The sequence below is a fragment of the Amycolatopsis saalfeldensis genome (assembly GCF_900110575.1).
Taxonomy (GTDB): Bacteria; Actinomycetota; Actinomycetes; order Mycobacteriales; family Pseudonocardiaceae; genus Amycolatopsis; species Amycolatopsis saalfeldensis.
Genome location: NZ_FOEF01000009.1, coordinates 132,521 through 157,098, shown reverse-complemented (window position 1 = coordinate 157,098; position 24,578 = coordinate 132,521). Strand labels below are relative to the sequence as shown.

Here is a 24,578-nt window from a genome sequence, read left to right as displayed (position 1 = left end):
CCATGAGCACCACTGATCGGCTCGCGCAGCTGTCCGAGGCCGGGGTCTCGATCTGGCTGGACGACCTTTCGCGCGAGCGGCTGAACACGGGCAACCTCGCCGGGCTCGTCCGCGACAAGCACGTCGTCGGCGTCACCACCAACCCGACGATCTTCGCGAACGCGCTGTCGAAGGGCGAAGCCTACGACGCGCAGGTGAAGGAGCTGGCCGACCGCGGCGCGGACCTCGACGGGACCGTGCGCGAGCTGACCACCACCGACGTGCGCAACGCCGCGGACCTGTTCCGCGACGTCTACAACGCCACCGGCGGGGTCGACGGCCGCGTGTCCATCGAGGTGGACCCGCGCCTGGCCAAGGACACCGCGAAGACCGTGGCCGAGGCCAAGGACCTGTGGAAGACGGTCGACCGGCCGAACGTGCTGATCAAGATCCCGGCCACCGAGGAGGGCCTGCCGGCCATCACCGCGGTGCTGGCCGAGGGCATCAGCGTCAACGTCACGCTCATCTTCTCGGTCGAGCGCTACGAGAACGTCATCAAGGCGTTCTTCGCCGGCCTGGAGCAGGCGAAGGCCAACGGCCACGACCTCAAGGGCATCCACTCGGTCGCCTCGTTCTTCGTGTCCCGTGTGGACAGTGAGGTCGACAAGCGGCTGAACGCGATCGGCACCGACGAGGCCAAGGCGCTGCTCGGCGAGGCGGCCATCGCCAACGCCCGGCTCGCGTACGCGGCCTTCGAGAAGCTGCTGGACACCGACCGCTGGAGGGCGCTGGCCGCCGACGGCGCGCACGCGCAGCGTCCGCTGTGGGCCTCCACCGGCGTCAAGGACCCGGCCTACTCCGACACCCGCTACGTGGACCAGCTGGTCGTCGCCGACACCGTGAACACGATGCCGGAGAAGACCATGGACGCCGCCGCCGACCACGCCGAGATCACCGGCGACCAGGTCACCGGCAAGGGCGCCGAGGCGCAGGCCGTGTTCGACCAGCTGAGCGGCGTGGGCATCGACATCACCGACGTGTTCCTCACCCTCGAGAACGAGGGCGTGGAGAAGTTCGAGAAGTCCTGGCAGGAACTGCTCGACACCGTCACCGGCCAGCTTTCCCAGGCGAAGGGCTGAACCAGAACCATGACAGGGGATGAGACCGGCGTCGAGATCGTCGACGCCGAACTGGCAGGCAAGGCGGCGCCCCTGGTCGAGCGGCTGGTCGCCGATCAAGCGGCCACCAAGCTCGCCGCGAACGACGCCACGCTGTGGGGCCCGGACGCCGAGTCCGAGGCGTCGATCCGGCTGTCCTGGACGTCGCTGCACAAGTCGTCCCGGCCGCTGATCGGCGAGATCGAGGCGCTGCGCACGGAGCTGCGCGGCGAGGGCGTCGACCGGGTGGTGCTCGCCGGCATGGGCGGCTCCTCGCTCGCGCCGGAGGTCATCGCCGGCACGTCCGAGGTCGCGCTGACCGTGCTCGACACGACCGACCCGGGCCAGGTGGCCGACGCGCTCGCGGGCGACCTGGAGCGCACGGTGCTGGTGGTGTCGTCCAAGTCCGGCGGCACGCTGGAGACCGACAGCCACCGGCGGATCTTCGCGAAGGCGTTCGCGGACGCGGGCATCGACGCGGCGCGGCGGATCGTGGTCGTCACCGACCCGGGCTCGCCGTTCGCCGAACTGTCCGAAAAGGAGGGTTACCGCAAGACCTTCCTGGCCGACCCGCACGTCGGCGGCCGCTACTCCGCGCTCACCGCGTTCGGGCTGGTGCCCGCGGGGCTGGCCGGCGCGGACATCGCCCGGCTGCTCGACCAGGCCGCCGCGGTGGCCGGGGTCCTCGGCTCCGACTCGGCGGACAACCCGGCGATCAAGCTGGCCGCCGCCTGGGCCGCCGCGCACGAAGGCGGCGCCGAAAAGGTCGTGCTGGCGGACACCGGTTCCGGCATCAAGGGCTTCCCCGACTGGGCGGAGCAGCTGATCGCGGAGTCCACCGGCAAGCTCGGCACCGGCCTGCTGCCGGTCGCCGTCGAGGGCCCGGACGCGCCTGGCTTCGCCGACGCGAAGTCCGACGCCACCCCGGTCGCCATCGGCGACGCGGAAGGAGCGGCGAAGATCGCCGTCACCGGCCCGCTCGGCGCGCAGTTCCTGCTGTGGGAGTTCGCGACCGCGCTCGCCGGACGGCTGCTCGGGATCAACCCGTTCGACCAGCCCGACGTCGAGGCCGCGAAGAAGGCCGCGCGGGCGCTTCTGGACGACCCCGAGAAGCTGAAGGGCGGCGAGACCGCGTCCAATGTGGACGGTGCCGTCGAGATCTTCGGCAGCGAAGGTGTTGTCACCGAAGGGAAGCTGGCGGACGTGCTGCGCGCGTTCTTCGCTTCGGCGCCGGAGCACGGGTACATCGCGGTGCAGGCGTACCTCGACCGCCTCGACGACGCGTCCACGGCCCTGCTTCGCGGCGAGGTCGCCAAGCGCACCGGCCTGCAGACGACCTTCGGCTGGGGCCCGCGGTTCCTGCACTCCACCGGGCAGTACCACAAGGGCGGCCACCAGAACGGCAACTTCCTCCAGGTCACCGGCGCGGTCGCCGAGGACCTCGAGGTGCCGGACCGCCCGTACACCCTCGGCCAGCTGCAGCACGCGCAGGCGCTGGGCGACGGCCAGGTGCTCGCCGAGCACGGCCGCCCGGTGCTGCGGCTGCACCTGACCGACCGCGCCGCCGGGCTGGCCGAGCTGGTCCGCGCCGTACAGGAGGTCGGAGCATGAGCGTTTCCTCGCAGTGGCAGAACCCGCTGCGCGATGAGCGGGACAAACGGCTCCCGCGCATCGCCGGGCCGTCCAGCCTGGTGATCTTCGGGGTCACCGGCGACCTGGCCCGCAAGAAGCTGATGCCCGCCATCTACGACCTGGCCAACCGCGGGCTGCTGCCCGCCGGCTTCTCACTCGTCGGGTTCGCCCGCCGGGACTGGGAGCACCAGGACTTCGGCGAGCTGGTGCACGATTCGGTCAAGGAGCACGCGCGGACGCCGTTCAAGGAGTCGGTGTGGAACCGGCTCGCCGAGGGCATCCGGTTCGTGCAGGGCACCTTCGACGACGACGACGCCTTCGACCGCCTCGCCCAGACCGTCAAGGACCTGGACACCGAGCGCGGCACCGGCGGCAACACGGCGTTCTACCTGTCGATCCCGCCCGGCGCGTTCCCGGTGGTGACCAAGCAGCTGGCCCGCTCCGGGCTGGCGAACGCCGACGAGAACACCTGGCGCCGCGTCGTCATCGAGAAGCCCTTCGGCCACGACCTGAAGAGCGCCGAAGAGCTGAACGCGATCGTCAACGACGTCTTCCCCGAGGAGTCGGTGTTCCGCATCGACCACTACCTCGGCAAGGAGACGGTGCAGAACATCCTGGCGCTGCGCTTCGCGAACCAGCTGTTCGAGCCGATCTGGAACGCCAACTACATCGACCACGTGCAGATCACCATGGCCGAGGACATCGGCCTCGGCGGCCGCGCGGGGTACTACGACGGGATCGGCGCCGCCCGCGACGTCATCCAGAACCACCTGCTGCAGCTGCTCGCCTTCACCGCGATGGACGAGCCGCTGTCGTTCGAGCCGAAGTCGCTGCGCGCGGAGAAGGCGAAGGTGCTGGCGGCGACCAAGCCGCTGGAGCCGTTCGAGGAGACCACCGCGCGCGGGCAGTACGCCGGCGGCTGGCAGGGCGGCACGAAGGTGCCCGGCCTGCTGCAGGAGGCCGGGTTCGCCAAGGACTCCAAGACCGAGACCTACGCCGCGGTGACGCTGGAGGTGCAGAACCGCCGCTGGGCGGGGGTGCCGTTCTACCTGCGCACCGGCAAGCGGCTCGGCCGCCGCGTCACCGAGATCGCGGTGGTCTACAAGCGCGCCCCGCACCTGCCGTTCGACTCGACCTCGACCGAGGAGCTGGGCCAGAACGCGCTGGTCATCCGCGTGCAGCCGGACGAGGGCATCACGCTGCGGTTCGGCTCGAAGGTGCCGGGGACCACGATGGAGGTCCGCGACGTCACCATGGACTTCGGTTACGGGCACGCCTTCACCGAGTCCTCCCCCGAGGCGTACGAGCGGCTGATCCTCGACGTGCTGCTGGGCGAGCCTTCGCTGTTCCCGGTGAACGAAGAGGTCGAGCTGTCCTGGGAGATCCTGGACCCGATCCTGGACCACTGGGCCGAGAAGGGCTCGCCGGAGCAGTACGCGCCGGGGACCTGGGGACCGAAGAGCGCGGACGAAATGCTGGAGCGTACCGGCCGGAACTGGAGGCGTCCGTGATCATCGACCTGCCATCCACCACTACTTCGGCGTTGAACAAGAAGCTGGTGGAGATCCGCGAGCAGGGCGGCCAGGTCGCGCTCGGCCGGGTGCTGACCCTGGTGATAGTGGCCGACGACGACGCCAAGCTCGAGGAGGCCATCGAGGCGGCCAACGACGCGAGCCGGGAGCACCCGTCGCGGGTGATCGTGGTCGCCAAGGGCGCCCGCACCGCGGCGCCCCGCATCGACGGCCAGATCCGCGTGGGCGGCGACGCCGGCGCGAGCGAGGTCATCGTGCTGCGGCTCTACGGGCCGCTGGCCGCGCAGGGCCAGAGCGCGGTGGTGCCGTTGCTGCTGCCGGACGCGCCGATCGTCACCTGGTGGCCGGGGGCCGGCCCGAAGTCGCCGGCTGAGGACCCGCTGGGCGACCTCGCGCAGCGGCGCATCACCGACTCGGCCGCGGAGAAGAACCCGATCCGGGCGCTCACCACGCGGGCCAAGTCCTATGTGGAGGGTGACACCGACCTGGCGTGGACCCGGCTGACGCGCTGGCGCGCCCAGCTCGTGTCGGCGCTGGACCTGCCGCCGTACGAGAAGGTCACCGGCGCGACCGTGACCGGCGAGGCGGACTCGCCGTCCACCGAGCTGCTCGCGGGCTGGCTCGCCGAGTACCTCAAGGTGCCGGTGAAGCGGATCAAGAGCTCCAGTGCGCAGGGCATCATCTCGGTGACGCTGGAGCGGCGGTCGGGTTCGGTGGAGCTGACGCGGCCGGACGGCCGGGTCGGCACGCTGACCCAGCCGGGCCAGCCGACGCGGCGGATCGCGCTGCAGCGGCGCACCAACGAGGACTGCCTGATCGAGGAGCTGCGGCGGCTCGACCCGGACGAGGTCTACGAGGCGTCGCTGCACGGCCTGCACAAGATCGTCACGGGCACCACGGCCACGGCGAAGGCGGCACCGGCCGAGAAGAAGGCCCCGGCTCCGAAGAGCGCCCCGGCCAAGAAGGCCCCCGCCAAGGCGAAGACGGCGGAAAAGAGCGGTTCATGAGCCGCACCGAGGTCGTCGTCTACGCGAACGGCGAGCTGCTGGCCGCCGCGGCGGCGGCCCGGCTGGTCACGCGGATCGTGGACATCCAGGCGGCCAAGGGCTCGGCGTCGGTCGGGCTGACCGGCGGCGGCACGGGCATCGCGGTGCTGCGTGAGCTGAAGGAGTCCAGCGCGCGGGACGCGATCGACTGGTCGCGCCTCGACCTCTACTGGGGCGACGAGCGGTTCGTGCCCGCGGATTCGGACGAGCGTAACGAGAAGCAGGCCCGTGAGGCCCTGCTCGACCACGTGCCGCTCGACCCGAAGCGCGTGTACGCGATGGCGCCGTCGGACGGCGAGTTCGGCGACGACGTGGACGCGGCAGCCGCGGCGTACGCGGAGGTGCTGGCCGCCAACGCCAGTGCCGACGGGACCGACGACGGCAGCGGCGTCCCGGCGTTCGACATCATGATGCTGGGCCTCGGCGGCGAAGGGCACACCGCTTCGGTGTTCCCGGATTCGCCGGCGGTCCACGACACCGGGCACTCGGTGGTGGCGGTGCGGGACTGCCCCAAGCCGCCGCCCACCCGCGTGTCGCTCACGCTGCCGGCGATCCGCCGCGCCCGTGAGGTCTGGCTGATGACGGCGGGCGAAGCCAAGGCCGAGGCCGTCTCGCTGGCGCTCTCGGGCGCCGACGAGACGCAGGTGCCGGTCTCCGGCGCCCGCGGCTACCGGCGGACGCTCTGGCTACTGGACCGCACCGCGGCCGGGAAGCTGACGAAGGTCTACCAGACGCCCAACGCGTAACCCGGTTTCAGTGAAGGCCACCTCGGTTCGCCGAGGTGGCCTTCACTGTGTCTGGGGGGTGCCCAGTGCTCAGCCGACGATGTCGATGTCGAACTCCTCGGCGGAGCTGTACTCGAGGTCCGCCCAGACCGCGCCCGGGAACTCGTACCGGCGGTGGGACATGACCTTCGGGTCGAAGCCCGGCTCGGTCACCGGGTTGTGCCCGATGCCGGACTTGTCGCTGCCCCAGGCGTAGATGTTGCCGAGCCACACCGGGTGGGCCGCGAAGCCGTCGCCGTTGAGGTGCGGGCGGATGATGATCGCCGAGGTATCGCTGCCGGACAGGTACAGCCGCACCGCACTGCTGTTCATGCTGATCGGGATCTTCACGCGTTCCATCAGTTCGGTCACTTTCCGTCGGGCAACGCCCCCCGTGAGATGGGCGTCGGTGTACGACTCGTCGAGATCGACGCCGCGGGCCTTGATCCCGGGCACCTGTCCTGTGCTGGAGTACTGATGCAGGTCGTAGCGCCCGGCCGCGGCGTCGGGGCGCGCGCCGTACCGGGCGATCCAGATGACCAGGCCGGACACGCCCCAGGTGTCGGGCCGCAGCTGCTTCGCCAGCGCGTTGTTCATGTACACGCCGGGCCGGAAGCCCTGGCTCGCGACGTGGTTGCAGAAGGCGGTGGCGAAACCGCGCTTCTGGCCGTCCGGGATGTTCGGCAGCTTCGAGCCCGCCGGGTTGTCCTCCAGGTCGAGCATCGGCACGCAGCCGGTGGCGCCGAGCCGGCGGACCTCGCCGAGGAACACGTCGGCCTGGGCCTCCGGCCCGGGGTTCGCCTGCACGAAGTGGTAGCCGCCGACCGGGATGCCGACCGATCGGGCGCCGTTGACCTCGTTGTCCCCGGGGCCGCCCGCGGGCCGCCCGCCGCCGTCGGAGAGCTTGACGTAGACGTAGGTGACGCCGTGGTTCTTGACCCCCTGCCAGTCGGTGACGGTCTGGAAGCTCCGGTAGATGTCGATGCCCAGCGCCATGCGACCCAGGATCTCGATTTCGTCCGTACGAGTGAACCGCCAACCGTGGGGTCCCGGCACGCCGAATGGCGCAACGGCGTCTACGCCGAAGAGCGGCTCACCAGTATGTGGGATCACCCGTAAGGTGAACATAGGGTGGTGTGATCGACACGAGGTGACATCAAGGACGCGTGCACCCCCGTATGTCGTAGTGCCGGAGACCAGGACACCCCGAACCGGCGATGGGGTGAAACTTACCGTCGTTACACCTCTCTTCGTTAGCATCCGCACATTTGTTCGCAGCCACGCGTCCCGATCGGGTACCTCGCGCATCTCATCATCAAGTCCACAAGACGAATGGGGTCGCCGCGATGAGCACAGAGGGACTCTCGATTCCAGGCATCTCGATGGGCAGCCCCGGCGCGGGGGCTGCCGACCGGGTCAGGCGGGCGAGCCTGACCGGAGTCTTCGCCGCCCTTCGCCGGCCGTCGGTCTCGGTGGTGGGTGTCGAGGCGGCCGCCGTGCTGCTGGCCGTGCTCGACGTCTGGCTGGTCATCCCGCCCAAAGCGCAGCCGTATTCGGTCTATCTTTCGGCCGCCGCGTGCCTGGCCGTGGTGTTCCGCCGCCGGTTCCCGTTCCTCGCCGTGCTCGCCGCCGTGCCGGGCTTCCTCGCCGGGTGGGCGCAGCTGGCGTCGATGATCAACCTCGGCATGCTGGCCACGCGCCGGCAGCTCCACTGGCAGACCTGGGTGGGCGCCGGGCTGGTGTTCATCTGCCGGTTCGTCCAGTGGCCGCTCGAGGACTTCGTGCAGCTCAGCTGGCGTGAGCACTTCCTCGACGGGATCTACGGCGTGCTGGTGGCCGGCATGCCCATCGCGATCGGCCTGCTGATCGGGGCCCGCTCGGAGATCTCGGCGAAGCTCGCCGAGCTGGCCAAGAGCCGCGACCGCGAACGCCGCTTCCACGCCGACGCCGTCCGCGCCGAGGAGCGCGCCCGGCTGGCCCGCGAGATGCACGACGTCGTCTCGCACCAGATCACCCTGATCGCCATGCAGGCCGGCGCGCTGCAGGCCCAGGCCAGCAACGAGGCCCGGACGCAGGAGACGGCGCAGGTGATCCGCCAGCTCTCGACCCGGACGCTGGAGGAGCTGCGCTCCCTGGTCAGCGTCCTGCGCTCGGGTGCCGGCGACGACGGCCCCCGCCCCGGGATCGGCGAGCTGGACCACCTGATCCGCACCGCCGACGTGCCGGTCCACCTGACCGTCGAGCGCCTGCCGGACACCGTGCCCAGCCAGGTCTCGGCCGCGGCGTACCGCACGGTGCAGGAATGCCTGACCAACGTGCACAAGCACGCCCCCGGCGCCACCGCGACCATCCGCATCCAGGGCGGCAGCGGCGCGTTGAACATCGAGGTCCGCAACGAGCGCGCCAGCCGCGCCGGCGAGCACCTCCCGTCCGGCGGCCACGGCCTCACCGGCCTAGCCGAGCGCGCCCGCCTCCTCGGCGGCAGCTTCGAAACGGCCGACACCGAAGACGGCGGGTTCCGCGTCCGGGCCAGGTACCCCCTGGAACGCTGACGCACCCCCGGTCCCCCAGCCGAAGGGGCACCGCAAGGAGACCGCAACCCGGCTCCAGCGGTGCCCCTTCGGTATTTCCGGGCCACGATGTCCGGGGGCCTGGCCGGATTGCCGGGGGTTGCCTGCCCGAGGCCAGATCCCCCGCGGGCTTGCCCACCCGAGGCCAGACTTGCCACCCGAGGCCGACCTCCCCCGCGCCCGCACACCCGAGGCCAGACTTGCCACCCGGGGCCAGACCTCCCCTGAGCCTGCCTACTCAAGGCCAGATCTCCCGCGGGCTTGCCCGCCCAAGGCCACGCTTGCCGGGACCTGCCCACCCAGGCCAGGCCCGCTGGAGGGTCGCCCACCCAAATCCAGACCTCCCGCGAGCCTGCCCACCCAAAACCAGGCTTGCCGGAAGGGTTGCCCATCCGAGACCGGGCTTGCCACCACTCCCCCGGCGTCCGCGGTTCCGGGCCTCGGCGGGGTCGGCGGAAGTGTCCTCAGGTCAGGGCGCTCCGGCCCGGGGCGCGGGTGCCCGGGCATGAGAAAACCACCGGCCGGGCGGTGGAGAAGCCGGTCGGTGGTTTCTGGGGCCGAACGCCTAGATCAGTTCGCGGCGCTGGCGAAGGCGCTCGAGGGCTTCCGCGAGGATGGCTTCGCCGTCAGCGTCGCTGCGGCGCTCCTTCACGTAGGCCAGGTGCGTCTTGTACGGCTCGGTGCGGGGCGCGGCGGGCGGGCTCTTCTCGTTCTGCCCACCGGGGAGGCCGCAGCGCGGGCAGTCCCACTCGTCCGGGATCTCGGCCTCCATCGCGAAGGACGGGCGGGCCTCGTGGCCGTTCGCGCACCAGTAGGACACGCGACGACGTGGGGCCGACTCACCTCGCTCCGATTCGCCCGAAGGACCGGCACCCACCCGGGTGCCGCGAATCGCGTTACCGCCAACCATGAATCCTCACACCTACGAATCGGCGGCGCGCCCCCCAATAGGCACGCCGATGCACTCACTCTGCGCGGGCTACCGTTCCGTCAGACCTTGAGCAGCAGGCCGAGGCCGATGATGCTGATCACCCAGATGGCGCCCAGCAGCAGGGTGATCCGGTCGAGGTTCTTCTCGGCCACGCTGGACCCGGCCAGGCTGGACTGCATGCCACCGCCGAACAGCGACGAGAGGCCGCCGCCCCGGCCGCGGTGCAGCAGCACGGCCACCACCAGCAGCACGCTGGTGGCAATCAACAGAATTTGGAGGAACAGCTTCATGTCATCCTCTGTAGTTCTTCGGAGAACGCAGGGGCACGGCCAGGACCCGCTCACACGGATCTTCACCGTACCCCTGGACTCGTCCACTGCTGTGTGACGGACCGGATACACAGGTTACCCGGTAGTGGCCCCGATCAGGGCAGCGGCCCACCGGCTGCCAGTGCGCAGAGTTTGGTGAACTCGTCGCCGTCGAGGCTCGCGCCACCCACGAGAGCACCGTCGATGTTCTCGGCCGCCACCAGCTCGCTGACGTTGCCGGACTTGACCGAACCGCCGTAAAGCACCCGAACGGCCGAAGCCACCTCGTCGCCGTACTTCTCGTTCAGCGTGGCCCGCAGCGCCTTGCAGCACTCCTCGGCGTCGGCCGGGGTCGCGACCTTGCCGGTGCCGATGGCCCACACCGGCTCGTACGCGACGACGACCGACTGCACCTGCTCGGCCTTGAGCCCCTTGAGGCCCTCGACCAGCTGCGCGGTGGTGTGCGCCAGGTGCTCGCCCGCCTCGCGGACCTCGAGCTCCTCGCCCACGCACAGGATCGGCGTGATGCCGTGCTTGAGCGCGGCCTTGACCTTCTTGTTGACCAGCTCGTCGGTCTCGCCGTGGATCGCGCGCCGCTCCGAGTGCCCGACGGTGACGTAGCTGCAGCCCAGCTTCGCCAGCATCGGCGCCGACACGTCGCCGGTGTAGGCACCGGAATCGTGGGGCGACACGTCCTGCGCGCCGTAGGTCAGCGGCAGCTTGTCGCCGTCGGTGAGCGTCTGGACGCTGCGGATGTCGGTGAACGGCGGCAGCACCGTCACGTCCACCTTCGCGTAGTACTTCTCCGGCAGCGCGAACGCGATCTTCTGGACGAGCGCGATCGCCTCGAGGTGGTTCAGGTTCATCTTCCAGTTGCCGGCGATGAACGGCTTGCGCGCCATCAGTTCTTCACCTCCAGCGCGACCACACCGGGCAGCTCCTTGCCCTCCAGGTACTCCAGGGAGGCGCCGCCGCCGGTGGAGATGTGCGAGAAGCCGTCCTCGGGCAGGCCCAGCTGCCGCACCGCGGCCGCCGAGTCGCCGCCGCCGACCACGGTGAACGCGTCGCTGGCCACGAGCGCCTCGGCGACGGCACGGGTGCCGCCGGCGAACGCCTCGAACTCGAACACGCCCATCGGGCCGTTCCAGAACACCGTGGCCGCGTCGGCGAGCTTGCTCGCGAACAGCTCACGGGTGGCCGGGCCGATGTCCAGGCCCTCCCGGTCGGCCGGGATCCCGGTGGCCGGGACGACCTCGTGCTCGGCGTCGGCCGCGAAGCCGGTGGCGGCCAGCACGTCGACCGGCAGCACCAGCTCCACGTTCCGCTTCTCGGCCTCGGCGAGGAAGCCCTTCACCTGGTCCAGCTGGTCCGCCTGCAGCAGCGAGTTGCCGACCTCGTGGCCCTGGGCCTTGAGGAAGGTGTACGCCATGCCGCCGCCCACGAGCAGGCGGTCGACCTTGGTCAGCAGGTTGGCGATCACGCCCAGCTTGTCCGACACCTTGGCGCCGCCGAGCACGACCACGTACGGCCGCGCGACGTCGTCGGTGAGCTTCTTCAGCACGTCCAGCTCGGCCAGCACCAGGCCGCCCGCGTACGCCGGCAGCACCGAGGCGACCTCGTACACCGAGGCCTGCTTGCGGTGCACCACGCCGAAACCGTCGGACACGAACGCCCCGCCCGGGACGAGCGCGCCCAGTTCGGCGGCCAGCTCGGAGCGGTCCACGGCGTCCTTGCTGGTCTCGCGCGCGTCGAAGCGCACGTTTTCCAGCAGCACGACGCCGCCGTCGGCGAGGCCGGCGGTCAGCGCCTTGGCGGACTCGCCGACCAGGTCGCCGGCCAGCGCGACGTCGGCGCCGAGCAGTTCGGACAGCCGCTCGGCGACCGGCGCGAGGGTGAACTTCGGGTCCGGCTCGCCCTTGGGGCGGCCGAGGTGCGCGGTGACGACGACCTTCGCGCCCGCCTCGGCGAGCTTCCTGATCGTCGGCAGCGCGGCGCGGACCCGGCCGTCGTCGGTGATGCGATCCCCTTCGAGCGGGACGTTCAGGTCGGAACGCACGAGTACGTAGCGGCCCTGAACGCCCTCGCCCAGGAGGTCGTCGAGGTTCTTGACGGTCATCCGGCTCAGAGCTTCGAGCCGACGAGCTTGATCAGGTCCGCGAGGCGGTTGGAGTAGCCCCACTCGTTGTCGTACCAGCCGACGACCTTGACCTGGTTGCCGATCACCTTGGTCAGCGGCGAGTCGTAGATGCACGACGCCGGGTCGGTGACGATGTCCGAGGACACGATCGGGTCGGTGCTGTAGCGCAGGTAGCCCTTGAGCGGGCCGTCCGCGGCGGCCTTGTAGGCGGCGTTGACCTCGTCCACGGTCGCGGCCTTCTTCAGGGTCACCGTGAGGTCGGTGGCCGAGCCTGTCGGCACCGGCACGCGCAGCGCGTAGCCGTCCAGCTTGCCCAGCAGCTCCGGCAGCACCAGGCCGATCGCCTTCGCGGCGCCGGTCGAGGCCGGCACCACGTTCAGCGCGGCGGCGCGGGCGCGGCGCAGGTCCTTGTGCGGCCCGTCCTGCAGGTTCTGGTCCTGCGTGTACGCGTGGATCGTGGTCATCAGGCCCTGCTCGATGCCGAAGGCGTCGTTGAGGACCTTGGCCAGCGGGCCGAGGCAGTTGGTGGTGCACGACGCGTTCGAGATGATGTTCTGCGAGCCGTCGTACTTCTCGTCGTTGACGCCCAGCACCACGGTCAGGTCCTCGCCCTTGGCGGGCGCGGAGATGATGACCTTCTTGGCACCGCCGGCGATGTGCGCCTTGGCGGCGTCGGCGTTGGTGAAGAAGCCGGTCGACTCGACGACGACGTCCACGCCCAGCTCGCCCCAGGGCAGGTTGGCCGGGTCGCGCTCGGCCAGTGCCTTGATGGTCTTGCCGTCCACGACGATGCCCTCGTCGCTGACGCTGACCTCGCCGGGGAAGCGGCCGAGGATGGAGTCGTACTTGAGCAGGTGCGCCATCGTGTTGACGTCGCCGAGGTCGTTGAAGGCGACAACTTCGATGTCGTGACCGCTCGCCTTCACGGCGCGGAAGAAGTTGCGGCCGATCCGGCCGAAGCCGTTGACACCTACGCGAACGGTCACTGCTGCCACTCCTCTGAATATCTCAGTACAAGGATCTTCGGTTCAGCTGTCTCGGTGCGGTTCGCAGCCGCGGGCGGCGGCGAACCGGAACCGGGGCGGGACCCCGGAAGGCTCCCGGACTTCGGCGCAACCCTAGCGTGCGGGCGCGCGCGGCCCGGACTGCCCCAACGAGACTTCCACCACTGCGCGAACACGTCAAGAATCGATTAAGAAGCCAGCTCACGCGCTTGCGACGCCGAAACCGGATCTGTCACACGGCCGCAGGCGGACCACTCGCTGGATCGGTATTGGTGCCCCGGCTCACCCGGCCAGGTCACGCTCGGCCGGGGTCCGGAACCGGGGGATCACGCGCACCTCCCCCAGCCATTCGGTGAGCCCGGCGGCTTCCCTCTCGACGGCCGCCGCCTGGTCCGAGCCGACGTCTTCGAACAGCCGGGTCACGACCTCACCCGACGCGCGCTGGGCCCACGCCCCGACCACCCGCCCGTCGCTCCACACGGTGGGGCCGATGTTGCCGCTGCGGTCGAACAGGGCTTCCCGGTGCCCGCCGACGTACCACTCGCGCGCCGCCCAGCCCATGGCGGTGGGATCGAGCGCGGGCAGCAGCGCGACCCAGGGCGCGGGCTCGGCGACGGGCTCGAGGTCGTCGGCGAGGACCACTCCCGGCTCACCGTCGAGGTCGACCTCCACGGGTCGCACGGCGGTGAGCGCCTTTTTCGTCTGGCCGGCCGTCCACCCGGTCCACCAGCGCAGGTCGGCGACGGGTGCGGGGCCGAACGCGCGCAGCCAGCGGCGGGCCAGCTCCGCCCTCGCGTCCTCGGCAGACCACGCGGCGAGCCCACCGGGCAGCCACCCGTCGAGCGGCGCCCATTCGTACTGGGTGCTCAGCCAGCTGCCGCGCGGCCGGCCGCGCACGATCCGCCCGTCGGCCGCGAGCTGGAAGAGCACGCGGCTGGTGACGTTGCCGATCGCCGCGTACGGCTTGCCCTTGGCCATGTGCAGCTGCTGGCGCAGGCGCGGCTCGTCTTCCACGAGTTGCTGCGCGGTGGCGGAACCGCGGGCGCGCAGGGCGGTTTCGACGCTCTGCTCGACCTCCCGCAGCCACGGCCCCGGGTCGGGCAGGTTCTCCGGGTGGCCCTGGTTCGCGAGGTGCTGTTCGAGCAGTTTCCGTTGCCTGGCGGCGATTTCGGCCGAACAGCCCGCCTGCACGACCGCGGCGGTGGCCACCCCGGTGACGAAGACCGTGCGGCGCATGCCGAGGATCCGCAGCAGCGTGCGGTCTTCGTACAACGCGCGCTCGACCCCGGCCACGGTGCCGCCGCCGGCCGTGCGCGCCCGCACGGCCAGGTACACCGACGCCGGATCGGTGGCATGCAGCGCGACGACGCCCTCGGCGGCCTGCTCGGCCGAGGCGGCGGGGGCCGCGAGGTGGTGCCGCACGCCGAGCCGGGCCCGGCGCTGGTCTGGGGTGATCTTCACAAGGGAAGTTCTTACCAGCGGGGTACGACAAAAACGCGGGACCGGCAGGTCGGGGCCAGGGACTTCGGGCCCGACCGCCGTAACAGATCGACAGACGGCCGCGACTCCCGGGCACACCACTGCAAGGGGCAGCGCCCGAGGCAACCGACTTCAAGGTCGAACTGCAGACGTTTTCCAAGCAGTGCTTCGGGTCCGCAGGCTGCACCACGGTGGTCGAGCCCCGGATCTCGTTCCTCGGGGCGAACACCCTGACCTCCGGTTACGAGTGCGACCTCACCTATACGGTCGCCCGCTCGATGGTCAGCACACCGAAGTCCAAGACGAAGATCGACGTGTCGGTGACCTCGGTCAGCTGTCACTTGTAGCCGATTCGGCCGTTGCGCACGCCGGCCGATGGGCAGCTTCCGGGGTACGGCGAAAAAACGTGGTCGCCACGCCGGGCCGGCTCTACGCTCGGGTACATGGTCACCACCGCGCACCTCGTGGCGTTCGCCGCGCTCACGTTCGTCATGGTTGTCGTTCCTGGGCCCAGTGTGCTGTTCACGATCAGCCGGGCGCTGACCGTCGGGCGGCGGGAGGCGCTGCTGACCGTGGTCGGCAACGCGACCGGGGTGTACACGCAGGTGGTGGCGGTGGCGTTCGGGCTCGGTGTGCTCGTGACGACGTCCGCCGCGGTGTTCACGGCGATCAAGCTGGCGGGCGCGGTGTACCTGGTTTACCTGGGTGTGCAGGCGATCCGGAAACGGCGCAAGCTCACCGAGGCGATGGCGTCCACCGTGCGCACCGCCCCGGGCCGCACGTGGGCGGTGCTGCGCGACGGGTTCGTGGTCGGCTTCGCGAACCCCAAGTCGATCGTGTTCCTGGCCGCGATCCTCCCCCAGTTCGTCGACGCGGGCGCGAGCTCGGTGCCGGCGCAGATGCTGGTGCTCGGCATCTGCCTGCCGGTGATCGCGCTGGCCACCGACAGCGTCTGGGCCGTGGCGGCCGGCACGGCCCGCTCGTGGTTCGCCCGCTCGCCGCGCCGGCTGGAGCTCATCGGCGGCACCGGCGGGCTGGTGATGATCGGCCTGGGCACGACGCTCGCGTTCACCGGCCGTAAGGACTGATCACCCCAGCGCGGAAAGCAGCTCCGCGGGCCAGGACGGCGGCAGGCCGTCGACGTGGATCACGACCTGGTCGGCGCCCGCGTCGAGGTAGGCGCGCAGGCCCGCGACGACCGTGTCGAGGTCGCCCCACACCGTGAGCGCGTCGACCAGGCGGTCGGACAGGCCGGTGATGTCGGCGTCGGTGAAGCCCATGCGGCGGAAGTTCGCGATGTACCCCGGGACCCCGGACAGGAAGGGCAGCGAGCCGCCGCGCACGATTTCGCGGACGCGCTCCGCGTCGGTCTCCGCGACGATCGGGACGCCCACCACCAGCTGGGTGTCCGGGCCGACGATCTCCCGCGCGGACGCGAGGTAGCCGGGCGTGACGAGGTTCGGGTACGCCGCCGCGGCGCGGTCGCGCGCCAGCTCCAGCATCTTCGGCCCCATCGCCGAAAGGACCCGCTCGGCCCGCGGGACCACCGGGTCGATCTCGTCGAAGTAGGCGTTCAGCGTGGCCAGCGGGCGGGCGCCGTGCGCGCCGCCGATGCCCGGCACGTACCGGCCGGGGTGCGACTCGGCCAGCTCGCCGTACACCGCCGTCAGCTCCGACGCGGGCACGCTGTCGACCGCCAGGATCCCGTTGCCCACGGTGATCCGCTTCGTCGCCGTCACCACGGCCGGCACGAGCGGCAGGTTGTTGTTCGGGCCGCCCGGCAGCCACAGCGCCGAGAAACCGAGTTCTTCCAGCTCAACGGCTTTCGCCACCGCGGCGGTGAGGTCCGCCGGTCCGAACACGGGAGTGGCAGCGCCCAGCGGGCCGAGTTTGTCCATGCCGCAGGCAACCCCGCCCGCCCCGCCGTTGTTCCCGGTCAGGCCGGGCGATCGACGGGCACCAGGTGAAGTAGCGAGTCCAGCCCGGCGAAATCCTGGGGATTGGTGGTGTACAACGGAAGCCGCCACGCGATGGCCGTGCTGGCGATCATCAGGTCGGCGATCCGCCGCCGCGGCGTCCGGCCCGCGGCCAGCACCCCGGCGACCAGGCTGCCGTACACCCGCGCGGCGTCGGTGTCGAACGGCAACGGATCGAACTCGGCCTCGATCTGCTGCAGGAGGACGACCCGGCGCGCCCGTTCCGCCGGCGCGCCGGCGTGGTGCGGCCCCGCGGAAAGCTCGGCGAGAGTCACCGCGCTGATCGACAGCACGTCCGGCAGCTGGGCATGGTCGATCCGGCGGCGCAGGATCAGGATGTTCGTGTCCAGCAGCCCGTGCACCTCACCGCTCATACGGGTCGGACACCCCACCGTCGACGCTCGCGTCGGCCTCGGCCCGGAAGCTCTCCAGATCGACCGCGGGCGCCTGCTCGGATCCCCGGGCGAACTGCGCGCGGGTGACGGCCTGGCGCCGGCGCAGCGGGACGAGCTCTCCGATCGGCGTCCCGCTGCGGGTGACCACGAACGTGGTGCCGTGCTCGACGGCGTCCATGATCTCGCCGGAGCTGCTGCGCAGGTCCCGCTGGGTGATCTCGTGGTGGAGGCTCATGGCGCCATGCTACGACAGGGGTGGCACCCGGTGCTACCTTGTGCCACCCCCGTCACGCCGTCCGTTCGTCCTGCGCGGGTTCCTCGGCAGCGGCCGCACCGCGGGTGAACATCCGCGTGGCCGAAAGGCGGGCGACGCCGTCGGGCTCGCCGAGGTCGTCGAGCGAGGTGCGGATCGTCGAGTCGACCGACAGGTACTTGCGGCCCGCGCGCAGGTCCGCGTCGTTGCGCAGCCGGACGATCAGCGGGAACTCCGCGAGCGCGCCGGCGTCGAACAGGCCCGTCGTGTAGATCAGCTGGACGCCCAGCGCCTCCGCGACGGCGCGCTGCAGCTCCAGCAGATAACCCGCCGACGCGCGGCCGATCGGGTTGTCCAGGAACAGCACGCCGGAGTGCCGGTTGCGCGCCTTGCCGCGGTTGTTCGCGCGCAACGCCGCGAGCGTGCAGTACAGGATGATCGCCGCGGTCAGCTGCTGGCCTCCGGAGAACACGTCGCGGATCTCCGAAACGCGCTGGCGTTCGGTGCGCAGCACGGAGTCCGGCTTGAGCATGTCGACGCGGAAGCCCTTCGGCGCCGACACCTGGACTCCGCGCAGCACCAGGGAAAGCCCGTCGCGCTTGACGTCGCGGCCGTCGGCGGTCTTGCCGGCCGCGGCCTCGTCGACGACCTCGCCGAGCTTCTCCGCCAGCACGTTCTCCTCCAGCTCGGTGAACCGGATCCGCAGGAACTCCTGGCCCGACCAGTCGCCGAGGCCGTCCGGCAGCCGGGAGACGCGCTGGGCCGAGCGCAACGTCCGCAACGCCCCGTCGACCATGCCCTGCAGCCGCGTGATGATGCCGCCGCGGTGCCGGTCGATCTGGGCGAGGTCGTCGGTCAGGGTGCGCAGCCGCGGCCGCAGCGCCTCGGCCCACTCGGCCGCGTGCACCGGCAATTGGTCGCGCTTCACCGAGATCACCTGCTGGCGTACGGGCGTGCTCAGCTTCTCGAAGCGCTTCTCCGTCGCGTACTGGGCCAGCTGGTCAGCCGCCTCGCGTACGCGCCGGTCGCCGGTGTCGGCGGCTTCCTGCGCTTCACTCAGTACGGCGTTCAGCTGCGTGTGCTTCGCGCGCGCCGTGTCGACGTCGCCGTCGTACGCCGCCTCAGCCGTTTCGGGTTGCAGGTGCGCGAGCGATTCCGCGAGAAGCGCGAAGCCGGACGCCGACGCCTTCGCCGAGTCCAGCGTCGCCTCCGCCGCCGCGCGCCGTTCCTGCAGCTCCTCCCATTTCCGGGCCGCCGCCGAGACTTCCAGTGAAGCGGCGTCGATCAGCTCCAGGCCGTGCTCGATGTCGCGCGGCCGGTCGGCCGGGGACACGCCGTTCTGCAGCGGCAGCACCTCCAGCTCGGCCCGCCGCGTGGAGACCAGCCCGATCGCCTCGGTGCGCTCCTCCTCCACCGCGTCGACCATGCGCCGGGCCCGGGCCAGCGCCGCCGCGCGCGCCGAGGCGTCGGAGCCGTCCGGCGTCTCCAGCAGCTCCGCCGAACGACGGCGCACGGCCTCGTCCAGCGACTCCAGCGCGGAGCCCGCCGCGGCCTCGGCCGATTCGGCCTGGTCCAGCTCGGCCCGCAGGTCGCTGCCGACCTCCACCTTCGCGTAGGCCTCGGACGCCGACGCGAAGGTCCGCCTCAGCGCGTCCACCGGTTCGGCCGGGGCTTCGGCGTCCTCGCCCAGCTCTCCGGCGCCCGGCACTTCCGCCAGCTCGGCCCGGGCGGTGGTCGCGGTGCGGCGATGCCCGTCGGCGGTCCGCTGCTCCTCCCCCGCCTGCTCACGCAGCCGAGCGGCCTTCGCGGCCGCATCCGAGGCGTTGGCCTCCGCGCGCTCCGCGATTTCGCCCGCGCGCTCGACTTCCTCGGTCCATTCGGCGACACGCACCGCGCGCGTCGACAGCTCCGCGAGCCGTCGCGCCTTGTCCTCGGCCTCGGCCAGCGCAACGCGCAACGCCGGCACGCGCTCGCGCAACGCCCCCGCCTTCTCGCTCAGCCGCGCGAACTCGGTCTCCGCCTGGGTGAGCGCCGTCTGCGCGGTTTCCCTTGCGGTACGGGCGGTCTGGGCCTGCTCGGCCAGCGTCGCGATCGCGCCCGGCGGGTAGTCCTCCCGCCAGGTGGTGAGCTTCCACGTCAGCGCGCCGTCGGCGGACAGCGACTCGGCCAGCCGCTCCAGGCGCCGCTGCCGTTCGGTGTTGCGCTGGGCGACGGCTTCACGCTCGGTGTCGGCCGCTTCCTCGTCGTACATAGCCGGGTTCGGCGGCACGAGAAACTCCACGCCGGCGGACGGCGCCCCGTCGTCGGCCTGGAACGCGTCGGTCGTGCCCACCGCGATGACCGCGCTGGGCAGGAGCCGGCTGTTCGCCAGCACCTCGCGCGCCCGCGGCACCTGCGCGACGTCGTTCAGCAGCACCCCGGCGACCAGCTGCGGCAGCCGCTCCAGCACCTCGTCCCGGCGGACGGCATCCAGTTTGGACAGATAGCGCCAGCCGGACCACGCCGTGATCCCGGCCTGCTCCAGCGCGTCGAGGGCGGCCTGCACGTCCTGCGGCGGCGGCAGCAGCCCGCCCGAGCCGAGCGCCGACAGAGCGCGCTCGTCGGCGGACTCCGCCATCCGCAGCTCGGTCTGCTCCCGCTCGACGGTCGCGCTCGCCTCGCGAAGCCGTTGCAGCAGAACGGGAAGGTCGCTCTCCGGGCTCACGTCGTCGGCGCCGAGCAGCTCGACCAGGCGGGGCTCCGCGGCGAGCGCGTCGGTGCGCCGGTGCGCCCGGTCGAGGTCTTCGATGGCCCGCACCTGACGGTCCTGTGTGGACCCGGAGAGCTGGTGGGCCTCGTTCACGGCCCGTTGCGCCGCTTGGAGATCCTCGCCGACGCGCTCCAGCTCCTGCTCACGCCGGGTGAACTCGGCGGCGGTGCCCTCGGCCGCCGTCCGAGCCGCGCGGGCGGCCTCGGCGACGTCCGTGCCCGCACTCAGCAGTCCACTTCGGACGGATCCGGAGATCTCCTCGCGCAGCTCGGCGATCCGGGCGGACAGCCCGCGCGCCTCGGCGCGGCGCCCGGCGGCCAGGTTCGCGGCCTCGTCCCGGTCGGCCTGCGCCTTCTCCGCTTCCGCTCGCAACGCGCCGGCGTGGGCCTCGGCCTTGTCAGCCTGACGCTGTGCGTCTCGGGCCAGCGCGAGGAGGCCCCGGCCGAGCGCCGACGCCGCCGCGTTGCGGGCTTCGAGCGCGGGCTTGGCCTTCTCCTCGCGGTTGCCGACCAGCTCACGCAGGTCTTTCGCCTTGCGGCCGGCGTTCAGCTGGTTCAGCACAGTGGCGGTCTCGCGCCACGCCTCGGCCTCGGTCTTGGCCTCGGCCAGCTCCGCGTCCACGCGCTTGCGGGCGGCCTGGGCCTCGTCGAGGCGCAGCACCGCGACCAGGCGGCGCAGCTCGGTGACGCCCGCGGCGAGCCGGCGGTGGTCGCCCTCCGCGAGCTTCTCCGCCGTCTTCACCTCTTCGACGTGGTCGTCCAGGCCGTCCAGCCGCGCGTTCTCCAGCTCGTTGCGCGCGTGGATCCGCCCGGCCAGCTCCCGCAGGTCGGCGCGCGCGACCGCGGCGATCCGGCGGGACGCGGCGGCGACGCCCTCCTCCTCGGCCAGCGGGCCGAGGAGCTCGAGCGCACCGGACACGAAGTCCTTCTCCGCCAACAGGTCCCCGCGCTGGGCCAGGTTGTGCGAGTAGGTGGAAACGACCTGCGCGAGGTCCTTCGGCTCCTCCTCCGAGAGCACCGCGCGCAGCAGGAACTCGACGAAGGCCTCGTCGGTGGAGAACTGGAACGCGTCCGCCGCCTCGCCCTCGCCGGCGTTCATCGCGCGCTGGTAGCGGAACAGCTCGGTGTCCAGGCCGAGGCCGTCGAGCCGGCCGGTCCACTCGTGGTGGCGCCGCGTCCAGAACAGCTCCAGCTCCGGCTCGGCCAGCGCCGAGGCGGCGATCCGGTCGTGGAAGCCGGACATCGTGAGCAGCCGCGACTCCTCCGTCAGCGGCAGGGAATCGAGCCCCAGCGCGGGCGTCGGGCGGAAGCAGTACCAGGAATCGACCAGGTTCTCCGAGTCCGCGGACGTCACGTGCCCGCGCCACTCCGAGACCTTGCCGGTGATCACCCGCTGGCCGGTCTCCACGTGCAGCCACTCCAGCGCCACGTGCGAGACGTCCTTGGCCGCCACGAACTTCTCCAGCACCTTGGTGCTCGTGGTGCCGACCACCTGGCGGCGGCCCGGCAGCATCACCGAGAAGATCAGCTTGATCAGCACCGACTTGCCGCCGCCGTTCTCCAGGAACAGCACGCTGGCGGGCGAGGGGCGGCGCACCGGCCCCCCGGCGTGGATCCCGGCGCTGAACAGCGCGTCCTGCTTGGGCGCGGTGATGGTGGCGCCGACGCCGCTGAAGTCCAGCACCACGTCCTGGTAGCGGGCGCCCGCGGGGCCCACCGAGTGCAGGCGGACCCGCGAAAGCTCGTACATCGAAGTCCCCTCTTACTGCAGCGTGTCCGTGGTGGCCGCGCGCAGCGTGCCCCCGGCACCCGCGACCGCGACGACGTCGAGTGCCAGCAGGTCGTCGAACGCCGCGTCGGCGGCCAGCTCGCGCACCTGGATCTGATAACGGCCGGTGGTGCGGTAGGTGCCGCCCTGCTCGTCGCTCACCGGCACCAGGAAGCCCTGGTCGGCGAGGAACCGCAGGGCGCGCGCGACCATGCCCCGGGTGGTGTCGGCGGCCATCCGGCCGTCCTTGGTGGCCGCGGCGGCCGGGCGCCGGGCGTACGCGCGCCAGGCCTGCTCCAGCTCCGGCGCGTCGGCCAGCGGGTCGTTGTTGGCCTCGGCCTGCTGCGCGCGCTCGTCGAGGATGCGCGCGGCCTCGCGGACCATCGCGTCCACCAGTTCCACGCTGACGCGGCCGATGTAGGTGTCGTTGGCCAGGTCGTCCGGGCGCGGGTAGCCCAGGGCCGCGGTGGCCAGGTGGATCAGCCCGTGCAGCACCTTCTCGGTCTCGCGGCGCTCGCGGATCTTGCTCTGCCGCGCGTAGCTGTCCATCTTGATCTCGAAGATCGACTCGTCGGTGGCCGCGAGCACCGCGCCCGCCTGCTGGTTGACCTCCAGCACCATCAACCCGAGGCCGGACGCGACGGCGTGCGTGAGCGCCTTGAACGCGTTGTCCTCGGCGTAGCGGCGGACCAGCTCGCCGTACACGACATCGCGGGCCGGCAGCTGCTTCGGCCGCATGCCGAACGCCACCAGCCGGGCCGCGGCCTCGGCGTCGACGCTCGTGTGGGTCACGGCCATCTCAGGCGACCTCCTCGGTCTCGTCGGTCTCATCGGCTCGCTCGACCCCGGCGGTGGACAGCAGCAGGTCCGCGCCGCCGAAGCCCGGGTCGTCGAGCAGGGTCCCGTCGTCGACGGCCAGCAGCACCTGGCGTTCCCCCTGCCGGCGCGCGGCGCCGACCTCGGGACTGTAGGCGTGCAGGGCGCGCAGCGCGACCAGCGCGGGCAGCCCCGGCTGCTTCGTCCGGCGCGCGTCCTCCAGCAGGCCGGACAGCCGGCGCGGCACCTCGGGCAGGTCCAGCAGGTCGTCGGCGAGGCGCCAGACGTCGTCGCCGAAGCGGTCGGTGACGTCGGCGGGCATCAGCTCCGGCTCGGGCACCTCGCCCACCAGCTGGTCGCGCTCCGGCACGGGCCGCAGCAGCATCGACACGAGCGAGGACAGCGACGGCACCACCGGCGGGGCGATCCCGGCGACGGCGTGGAAGAAGTGCTCGGCGGGCGCGACGGCGTCGGCCAGCGGCAGCCCCAGCGTCGGCACCAGCAGCTGGCCGAACAGGTCGATGGTGGCGCGCTGCGGCGGGCCGGAGAACTGCTGGCGGTCCTGCTCGGCGCGGAACACCGCGCCCGCGTCGGCCAGCCGCGACTGCAGCCGGGTGTGCCGCCGGATGCAGTCCGCGACGATGTCGACCAGCTCGGCCGCGCGGCGCTTGTGGTCGACGTCCTCGGACTCGTCCCGCGCGGTGGTGATGTTCTTGAGGATCGCGTTCTCCGACCGGAAGCGGGACTCGATGTGGCCCAGCGCGGAGTCGATCAGGTCCGGCACCTCGCGCTCCCAGTCCACGGCGCGCACGTCGCGGCGGGTGGCGTCGAGCTTGGCGCGCAACGTCTCGCCGTACTGCACGGTGCGGTAGCGCGCCTGCTCGGCGGCGAGCTTGGCGTCGGCCAGCCGGCCGCGGTTGATCAGGTTCTCCAGCTTCACCTCGGCCGCGATCTGCGCCGACTCGACGTCGGTGTCCAGCGCGCCGACCAGCACGTTGATCGCCTCGTCGGTGGCGCGCAGGTAGACCTCGCCGTCCGGGGCGGCCAGCTCGACCAGCAGCTTGAAGTCGAACTGGCGGCGCTGGTAGCCGCCGGGGCCCATGGAGCCGTAGACGCGCCGGAAGCCGCGGTCGGTGGTGCCGACGTTGATCAGGTTGTCCAGCACCCACTTCGCCACGCGCACGTGCTCGTCCGGCGTCCGCGACCGGGCCTGCTGCGCGATGAACGGCAGCAGCCGGTCGATCACCTGGTCGTGGCCCGCGCCGGTGTCGAAGTCCATCGCGATGGTGACCTGGTCGATCGTGTGCAGCGCGATCTCGGCCATCTGGTAGACCGTGGCGTCGGCCCAGTCCAGCTTCGCCTTGCGCGCGTCCAGGTCGTGCAGCGGCGCGGTGCAGGCGAGCGCCTTCAACCGGCGGGTCAGCCCTTCGTCGGCCAGGCCCGCGGCGCCCATCTCGTCGTCTCGCACAGCAGGCCAGGCTAGTCGGCCCCCTCCTGCGCCCGCACGGGTGACGGGCTAACGTCCACCCCATGCGGGAGATGATCAAGGACGAATGGTGGCAGTTCGCGAGTTCCGGCACCCGGACCGGCCAGCTGGGGCTGGTGCGCGCGAACGGCGCCCCGATCGTGACGCCGGTGTGGTTCCTGCTGGACGAGACGCCTGCCGGGGACGAAATCGTGTTCACCACGGGCACCGACACCCTCAAGGGCAAGGCCATCCGCCGTGACGGGCGGATCTCGCTGGTCGTGGACGACCAGCAGCCGCCGTATTCGTACGTCCAGTTCACCGCCGAGGCGCGGCTGACCCACGATTTCGACGAGATGCTGGACTGGGCCACCCGCCTCGGTGAGCGGTACATGGGGGCCGAGCGGGCCGCGGAGTACGGCCGGCGCAACGCGGTGCCGGAGGAATCCCTCGTCCGGGCGAGGATCACGAAGGTGATCGCGCGGGCCGACATCGCCGGGTGAGGTAGTTCGCGGGGTGAACGGGCCGGGTTCCTGAGGGGACCCGGCCCTTGTGGTTTCCCGGGTTTCCGGGCCCGGGAACCCGCGGACGCGGTTCGGTATTGACATCGCCCGGCCG

22 protein-coding genes are annotated in these 24,578 nt (G+C 71.6%); 9 read left to right on the top strand and 13 right to left on the bottom strand.

Going from position 1 to position 24,578, the window contains the following annotated elements; all coding sequences use genetic code 11:
* The first annotated feature begins 2 nt into the window (after positions 1-2).
* Genes tal through pgl form a run of 5 tightly spaced genes read left to right on the top strand, consistent with a single transcriptional unit; the run spans position 3 to position 6,092 of the window.
* On the top strand, positions 3-1,118 hold the full coding sequence (tal, locus tag BMY97_RS21615) for a transaldolase (RefSeq protein WP_091618868.1): 1,116 nt from the start codon (positions 3-5) through the stop codon (positions 1,116-1,118).
* A 9-nt stretch (positions 1,119-1,127) separates the two neighbouring features.
* A complete protein-coding gene (locus tag BMY97_RS21610) occupies positions 1,128-2,747 on the top strand; it encodes a glucose-6-phosphate isomerase (RefSeq protein ID WP_091618866.1) in 1,620 nt (539 codons plus the stop codon).
* Entirely contained in the window at positions 2,744-4,279 is a 1,536-nt protein-coding gene (gene zwf, locus BMY97_RS21605) for a glucose-6-phosphate dehydrogenase (protein ID WP_091618864.1), read from the top strand. Before BMY97_RS21610 ends, zwf begins: the two co-directional genes overlap by 4 nt.
* On the top strand, positions 4,276-5,307 hold the full coding sequence (gene opcA / locus BMY97_RS21600; protein ID WP_091618862.1) for a glucose-6-phosphate dehydrogenase assembly protein OpcA: 1,032 nt from the start codon (positions 4,276-4,278) through the stop codon (positions 5,305-5,307). Before zwf ends, opcA begins: the two co-directional genes overlap by 4 nt.
* Positions 5,304-6,092, top strand: a complete 789-nt coding sequence (pgl, locus tag BMY97_RS21595; protein WP_091618861.1) for a 6-phosphogluconolactonase — start codon at positions 5,304-5,306, stop codon at positions 6,090-6,092. Before opcA ends, pgl begins: the two co-directional genes overlap by 4 nt.
* A gap of 69 nt (positions 6,093-6,161) precedes the next feature.
* On the opposite strand, the gene BMY97_RS21590 is transcribed toward pgl, so the two are convergent.
* On the bottom strand, positions 6,162-7,106 hold the full coding sequence (locus BMY97_RS21590; RefSeq protein WP_091618859.1) for a glycoside hydrolase family 25 protein: 945 nt from the start codon (positions 7,104-7,106) through the stop codon (positions 6,162-6,164).
* A gap of 350 nt (positions 7,107-7,456) precedes the next feature.
* Between BMY97_RS21590 and BMY97_RS21585 the strand changes: the two genes are divergently transcribed.
* Positions 7,457-8,662 (top strand): sensor histidine kinase, encoded by a 1,206-nt coding sequence (locus BMY97_RS21585; RefSeq protein WP_177231473.1) that lies wholly within the window; start codon positions 7,457-7,459, stop codon positions 8,660-8,662.
* 583 nt (positions 8,663-9,245) lie between these two features.
* On the opposite strand, the gene BMY97_RS21580 is transcribed toward BMY97_RS21585, so the two are convergent.
* The 6 genes from BMY97_RS21580 to BMY97_RS21555 form a co-directional block, all read right to left on the bottom strand.
* Positions 9,246-9,590 (bottom strand): RNA polymerase-binding protein RbpA, encoded by a 345-nt coding sequence (locus tag BMY97_RS21580; RefSeq protein WP_091618855.1) that lies wholly within the window; start codon positions 9,588-9,590, stop codon positions 9,246-9,248.
* 80 nt (positions 9,591-9,670) lie between these two features.
* Entirely contained in the window at positions 9,671-9,901 is a 231-nt protein-coding gene (gene secG / locus BMY97_RS21575) for a preprotein translocase subunit SecG (protein ID WP_091618852.1), read from the bottom strand.
* Positions 9,902-10,035: 134 nt separating this feature from the next.
* On the bottom strand, positions 10,036-10,821 hold the full coding sequence (gene tpiA, locus BMY97_RS21570; RefSeq protein WP_091618850.1) for a triose-phosphate isomerase: 786 nt from the start codon (positions 10,819-10,821) through the stop codon (positions 10,036-10,038).
* The gene (locus BMY97_RS21565; protein WP_091618848.1) at positions 10,821-12,035 is read right to left on the bottom strand and encodes a phosphoglycerate kinase; all 1,215 of its coding nucleotides are present in this window, start codon (positions 12,033-12,035) and stop codon (positions 10,821-10,823) included. The genes tpiA and BMY97_RS21565 overlap by 1 nt, the downstream gene beginning before the upstream one ends.
* A 5-nt stretch (positions 12,036-12,040) precedes the next feature.
* Positions 12,041-13,042 carry a type I glyceraldehyde-3-phosphate dehydrogenase gene (gap, locus tag BMY97_RS21560; protein WP_091618846.1) on the bottom strand — a complete coding sequence of 334 codons (1,002 nt, stop codon included), beginning with the start codon at positions 13,040-13,042 and terminating at the stop codon, positions 12,041-12,043.
* A 300-nt stretch (positions 13,043-13,342) separates the two neighbouring features.
* A complete protein-coding gene (locus tag BMY97_RS21555; RefSeq protein ID WP_091618844.1) occupies positions 13,343-14,521 on the bottom strand; it encodes a winged helix DNA-binding domain-containing protein in 1,179 nt (392 codons plus the stop codon).
* 209 nt (positions 14,522-14,730) lie between these two features.
* Between BMY97_RS21555 and BMY97_RS47130 the strand changes: the two genes are divergently transcribed.
* Together BMY97_RS47130 and BMY97_RS21550 are read left to right on the top strand one after the other, a co-directional pair.
* Entirely contained in the window at positions 14,731-14,886 is a 156-nt protein-coding gene (locus BMY97_RS47130; RefSeq protein WP_177231472.1) for a hypothetical protein, read from the top strand.
* Positions 14,887-14,982: 96 nt separating this feature from the next.
* Entirely contained in the window at positions 14,983-15,627 is a 645-nt protein-coding gene (locus BMY97_RS21550) for a LysE family translocator (RefSeq protein WP_091618842.1), read from the top strand.
* Here BMY97_RS21550 and BMY97_RS21545 read toward each other — a convergent pair whose 3' ends face one another.
* The 6 genes from BMY97_RS21545 to BMY97_RS21520 are packed head-to-tail and all read right to left on the bottom strand — an operon-like array spanning position 15,628 to position 23,948.
* Positions 15,628-16,437 carry a TIGR03620 family F420-dependent LLM class oxidoreductase gene (locus tag BMY97_RS21545; protein ID WP_091618840.1) on the bottom strand — a complete coding sequence of 270 codons (810 nt, stop codon included), beginning with the start codon at positions 16,435-16,437 and terminating at the stop codon, positions 15,628-15,630. It abuts the gene before it with no gap.
* 38 nt (positions 16,438-16,475) lie between these two features.
* Positions 16,476-16,889, bottom strand: coding sequence for a type II toxin-antitoxin system VapC family toxin (locus tag BMY97_RS21540; protein WP_091618838.1), 414 nt, complete (start codon positions 16,887-16,889; stop codon positions 16,476-16,478).
* The gene (locus BMY97_RS21535; protein ID WP_091618836.1) at positions 16,879-17,145 is read right to left on the bottom strand and encodes a type II toxin-antitoxin system Phd/YefM family antitoxin; all 267 of its coding nucleotides are present in this window, start codon (positions 17,143-17,145) and stop codon (positions 16,879-16,881) included. The genes BMY97_RS21540 and BMY97_RS21535 overlap by 11 nt, the downstream gene beginning before the upstream one ends.
* Positions 17,146-17,197: 52 nt before the next feature.
* On the bottom strand, positions 17,198-21,661 hold the full coding sequence (locus tag BMY97_RS21530) for a coiled-coil domain-containing protein (RefSeq protein ID WP_091618834.1): 4,464 nt from the start codon (positions 21,659-21,661) through the stop codon (positions 17,198-17,200).
* A gap of 12 nt (positions 21,662-21,673) precedes the next feature.
* Entirely contained in the window at positions 21,674-22,477 is an 804-nt protein-coding gene (locus tag BMY97_RS21525) for a hypothetical protein (RefSeq protein ID WP_091618832.1), read from the bottom strand.
* Between the two features lies 1 nt (position 22,478).
* On the bottom strand, positions 22,479-23,948 hold the full coding sequence (locus BMY97_RS21520) for a hypothetical protein (protein WP_091619168.1): 1,470 nt from the start codon (positions 23,946-23,948) through the stop codon (positions 22,479-22,481).
* Positions 23,949-24,025: 77 nt separating this feature from the next.
* Here BMY97_RS21520 and BMY97_RS21515 point away from each other — a divergent pair, with 77 nt between their 5' ends.
* Positions 24,026-24,463 (top strand): PPOX class F420-dependent oxidoreductase, encoded by a 438-nt coding sequence (locus BMY97_RS21515; protein ID WP_091618830.1) that lies wholly within the window; start codon positions 24,026-24,028, stop codon positions 24,461-24,463.
* Positions 24,464-24,578 lie beyond the last annotated feature (115 nt).

Bases quoted from the DNA above. Each gene is read 5' to 3' on its own strand.
- tal (WP_091618868.1), top strand. From the start codon at position 3: ATGAGCACCACTGATCGGCTCGCGCAGCTGTCCGAGGCCGGGGTCTCG.
- BMY97_RS21610 (WP_091618866.1), top strand. From the start codon at position 1,128: ATGACAGGGGATGAGACCGGCGTCGAGATCGTCGACGCCGAACTGGCA.
- zwf (WP_091618864.1), top strand. From the start codon at position 2,744: ATGAGCGTTTCCTCGCAGTGGCAGAACCCGCTGCGCGATGAGCGGGAC.
- pgl (WP_091618861.1), top strand. From the start codon at position 5,304: ATGAGCCGCACCGAGGTCGTCGTCTACGCGAACGGCGAGCTGCTGGCC.
- BMY97_RS21590 (WP_091618859.1), bottom strand. From the start codon at position 7,106: ATGGCGCTGGGCATCGACATCTACCGGAGCTTCCAGACCGTCACCGAC.
- BMY97_RS21585 (WP_177231473.1), top strand. From the start codon at position 7,457: ATGAGCACAGAGGGACTCTCGATTCCAGGCATCTCGATGGGCAGCCCC.
- BMY97_RS21580 (WP_091618855.1), bottom strand. From the start codon at position 9,590: ATGGTTGGCGGTAACGCGATTCGCGGCACCCGGGTGGGTGCCGGTCCT.
- secG (WP_091618852.1), bottom strand. From the start codon at position 9,901: ATGAAGCTGTTCCTCCAAATTCTGTTGATTGCCACCAGCGTGCTGCTG.
- tpiA (WP_091618850.1), bottom strand. From the start codon at position 10,821: ATGGCGCGCAAGCCGTTCATCGCCGGCAACTGGAAGATGAACCTGAAC.
- BMY97_RS21565 (WP_091618848.1), bottom strand. From the start codon at position 12,035: ATGACCGTCAAGAACCTCGACGACCTCCTGGGCGAGGGCGTTCAGGGC.
- BMY97_RS21550 (WP_091618842.1), top strand. From the start codon at position 14,983: ATGGTCACCACCGCGCACCTCGTGGCGTTCGCCGCGCTCACGTTCGTC.
- BMY97_RS21545 (WP_091618840.1), bottom strand. From the start codon at position 16,437: ATGGACAAACTCGGCCCGCTGGGCGCTGCCACTCCCGTGTTCGGACCG.
- BMY97_RS21540 (WP_091618838.1), bottom strand. From the start codon at position 16,889: ATGAGCGGTGAGGTGCACGGGCTGCTGGACACGAACATCCTGATCCTG.
- BMY97_RS21535 (WP_091618836.1), bottom strand. From the start codon at position 17,145: ATGAGCCTCCACCACGAGATCACCCAGCGGGACCTGCGCAGCAGCTCC.
- BMY97_RS21530 (WP_091618834.1), bottom strand. From the start codon at position 21,661: ATGTACGAGCTTTCGCGGGTCCGCCTGCACTCGGTGGGCCCCGCGGGC.
- BMY97_RS21525 (WP_091618832.1), bottom strand. From the start codon at position 22,477: ATGGCCGTGACCCACACGAGCGTCGACGCCGAGGCCGCGGCCCGGCTG.
- BMY97_RS21520 (WP_091619168.1), bottom strand. From the start codon at position 23,948: ATGGGCGCCGCGGGCCTGGCCGACGAAGGGCTGACCCGCCGGTTGAAG.
- BMY97_RS21515 (WP_091618830.1), top strand. From the start codon at position 24,026: ATGCGGGAGATGATCAAGGACGAATGGTGGCAGTTCGCGAGTTCCGGC.